Origin of the sequence: Paracoccus benzoatiresistens, from assembly GCF_026913015.1 — a bacterium.
GTDB lineage: Bacteria > Pseudomonadota > Alphaproteobacteria > Rhodobacterales > Rhodobacteraceae > Paracoccus > Paracoccus benzoatiresistens.
The window spans coordinates 1-3,343 of the sequence record NZ_JAPTYD010000120.1; the positions used below are offsets into that span (position 1 = coordinate 1).

Below are 3,343 nucleotides of genomic sequence, written 5' to 3' on the forward strand. Positions count from 1 at the left end.
TGATCCGCGGGTCGGCCCTGCGGGCGACAAGGCCGCGCGCCTGCTCGTCCAGGTCGCGGGTGTCGTCAAAGGGCAGCGTTGTGCGCGCCTCGGCCAGAACCTTCAGCGTATGTTCGGACGGTGCCTTGCCGCGGGGATGGAAATGGCCCTCGAGCGGCGCGCGCGCTTCCTGCGCATGGGCCGCGCCTTCGTCGAGAGGAAGGCCGCACAGCGCGAAGGCCGCGCCGGTGACAGGCAGGGTCGTGAGGATCTGGCGTCTGGTGGTCATGTTCCAACTCCCTCTTTACTTCAATGTTCACCGTCGATGGCGACGCGCGCCTGATCATGCGGGCATCGAAAGCGTCACCCCCCTGCTTCCTGGCAATTCTTCCCAGGTCAGAAACGGGCGCTGAAGCCGAGAACCGGCCCCCCCAGGTCGAGATCGACATCAAGCCCGTCCATCTCCTTTTCGATCGAAAGCTGGCGCCATCCGCCATGCACCGACCAGCGGTCGTTGATCCGGTAGCCCAGGGTCGCGACGGCCTGCCATGTGCGGTCGGTCCCGCCGCCCGACCCGCCGATATCGGCCATCGCCATGGCGGACCAACGCTCATCCAGCGCGAACTGGACGCGGCCGCCGACGACGGGGTCCATCCAGCTTTCGCTGAGCTCGAACCCCTGGCCGGGCAGTGCCCCGGGGGCAAGCGCCACGTCCAGATCGGCGCGCATCGCCCGAAAGCCCCCGAGAAGGTCGGCCGCCACCCGTGCGTCCTCATGAACACGGTAGGCGGCATAGCCGCTCGCGATCCTGAGTTCCGCGTCGGCCGTCGCGTGCGAGAACAGGCCGCCGAGCGGGGCGTCCTGGCGTTCCGAAAGATCGGCATAGACAAGATCGGCGATCATGCCCCAGCGGCCACGGCGGGCCTCGACCATGCCCATCAGAACGAAGTCGGCGGCCGACAGGACGTCGCCGATATCCGCCTCGGGCTCGATCGTGCCAAAGCGGGTGTCGATGGAACTCGAGATGCCGGGGGCCCAGACATAGGGAGAGACGGTGATCTGCCAGTCTGTGTCCTGCGCCGCCGCGGCGCCCGGCAGGGGCATGATCGTCAGGGCCACGGCGAGCTGTCTTGTCCAGGCCATCATCCGTCGATCTCTCCTTGTTCGGCCGGCGTCGCACTGCCTGCCGCGCTTGTCTCCGAGACGCCCTTGTCGCTCACCGGCAGCGCGTGGCGCCAAGACTTGCCGGGTCCCCTGCCGCGGCACAGTACAGCCGACCGCGTACCGCCCAGGCGGTCCGGTTGATCTGGGTCAATGACGCCCGCAGCCGGGGCCGTGCTACCCTGGACCGAAGCCTAGATGCTCCCGACGGAAGGGATTGCGACGGATGCAGCAATCGAAGCAAAAATATCCCGACGTCTTGCGCCCCGGGCCCGCCACTGGCTGGCTGGCGGAGCAGCCCAGGGCGTTCCAGACCCGGATGGGGATGGCCGGACGATGGACGACCCTTCTGCGCGGCGAAATCCTCTACACCATCGGGGATGCCCCGAATGCAATCTTCGGCCTGGGCGAGGGCCTGCTCGACGTGTCGATCCCGATCACGGGCGACGAGGAAGTGACCATCTACAGGGCCCGGCCCGGCTTCTGGATCGGGGACTCCGCTCTGCTGGCCGAGACGGCCCGTTCGATCACGGTTTCGGCGGCCGCGGACTCTCGTGTCTTCCGCATCCCGATCGGCGCGGTGCGTCGCAGCCTGGCGGAGCACCCGGAAGACTGGACGTGCTTCTTCCGGCTCAATCACGCGAATGCCACGCTTGCGGTGCGAATTCTCGCGGAGGTCCTGTCGCTGACGCCGCGGGCCCGCTTCGCGCGAATGCTGCTCAGGCTGGCAACTCCCGACGGATTGGTCCGGGCGACACAGGACGATCTGGGCCGCATGGCCGGCATGAGCCGCGCAGCCTTCCGGCGCGCCTTCAAGGCGCTGATCGAGACAGATGCGGTGCGCACCGAATATGGCGGTCTGCGGATCATCAACCGCGCCGCGCTCGAGCATGCAGCGCAAGAGGTCTGACGCCGTATCGTGCGCGCGGGCACCGCAAAAATCAGGAGCAGGGCATCGGGCACCGACTTCTTGATGAGTTCGCGGCCAGGGCCGCGACGGTGCGAGAATGGTGGGGGAAGGTGTCCGTCGCCAAATGATTTGGAACAGGCGGCCTGATTTTGGTCTGGAGGGCCCTGGCTCTGTGGATTGAGGTTATGCTGCCTGGCGCTGATGGATCAAGGGCCGGTTCTGGAGGGGTCAGTTTCTTGATTTTTTCCCTTTCTGCCAGAGTTACCGGGCCGCGTCCGTAGAAGACATCAGCGGGCGTGAGGTTGCCGAGGCTCTCGTGATGGCGGTGGTTGTTGTAATGCTCGACAAAGGCGGCGATGGCCGCCTCAAGCTCGCCTTGCAAATAATGGTTTTCCAGAATGAGGAGGATCAGGGCTTGATCCAGTGGATCAAATCCCCGACGAACGGTTCTTGAAGGTCTGGTACCAGCGCTCGGTCTTGCCCTGCGTCTGGGGGTGGTTGGGGGCGCCACGGACATGGTCCATATCATTTCTTCGAGGTATTCGGCCAAGTCACCGGCGATGGTGCAGGGGCCGTTGTCGCTGAGCAGCCGCGGCTTGTGCAGCACGGTGGCACTGTCACATCCTGATGCAGCAAGGGCGATATCGAGCGGTGCGTTGACATCGTCCGCCGCCATGCGGGTGCACGGCTTCCAGCCCAGAATGTGAGCCGCGAGAGATCATCCAGCAGGGTAGACAAGTAGAACCCTCTCCAGCCTGTCACCTTGAGATAGGTGAAGTCGCCCGGACCACAGCTGGTTTGACCGAGTGGTCTTGTCCCTGAACTCGTCCCCTGCCTTGATCACCACATAAGCTGGGCTGGTGATCAGGTCGTAGGACTTGAGCAGTCGACAGGCAGAGGCTTCCGATAGGAAAGACTTTCCGTATCCGTGGAGCGAGCGGCCAACTCCTGCGGTGAAAGGTCCGGCTCGCTGAGCGCCAGTTCCAAGATCCGAACACGCGCAGCGTCGGGATGCGGTTCCAGACCCTGGACGCCCGTGAGGGGCGGTGTCGCGTAGCCCTTATATACGGTATAGGAAAGTCAACAAAATCAACGGCGCGCTTTTGCCATTAAATATGGTATCTTGCCTTTAAATCCGACATTCTTGCCGTTAAAGCTGACACAGGGTTCACGGGGATGGACGGTTGGCAGCGATAGAAGGTAATGACGAAGACTGTGGGTCGTGTCGCGAATGTGGTGGAAATTGCCGGGCAGCGGGCTCCGGGCATGTGACGTTGGCTCCAGTCAGGCCGC

Annotated in this window: 2 protein-coding genes and 2 pseudogenes; 1 reads left to right on the forward strand and 3 read right to left on the reverse strand. The window is 64.3% G+C overall.

What is annotated here, in order from left to right:
- Positions 1-268 (reverse strand): annotated as a pseudogene (locus tag OU682_RS23515) (MBL fold metallo-hydrolase); the annotation flags it as partial.
- A 107-nt stretch (positions 269-375) separates the two neighbouring features.
- Positions 376-1,122: a hypothetical protein gene (locus tag OU682_RS23520; protein ID WP_268944609.1), complete on the reverse strand. Its 747-nt coding sequence runs from the start codon at positions 1,120-1,122 to the stop codon at positions 376-378.
- A 244-nt stretch (positions 1,123-1,366) separates the two neighbouring features.
- Here OU682_RS23520 and OU682_RS23525 point away from each other — a divergent pair, with 244 nt between their 5' ends.
- Positions 1,367-2,050: a Crp/Fnr family transcriptional regulator gene (locus OU682_RS23525; protein WP_268944610.1), complete on the forward strand. Its 684-nt coding sequence runs from the start codon at positions 1,367-1,369 to the stop codon at positions 2,048-2,050.
- A 183-nt stretch (positions 2,051-2,233) separates the two neighbouring features.
- On the opposite strand, the pseudogene OU682_RS23530 reads toward OU682_RS23525, so the two are convergent.
- Positions 2,234-3,108 (reverse strand): annotated as a pseudogene (locus OU682_RS23530) (transposase); the annotation flags it as partial.
- Between the last annotated feature and the right edge of the window lie 235 nt (positions 3,109-3,343).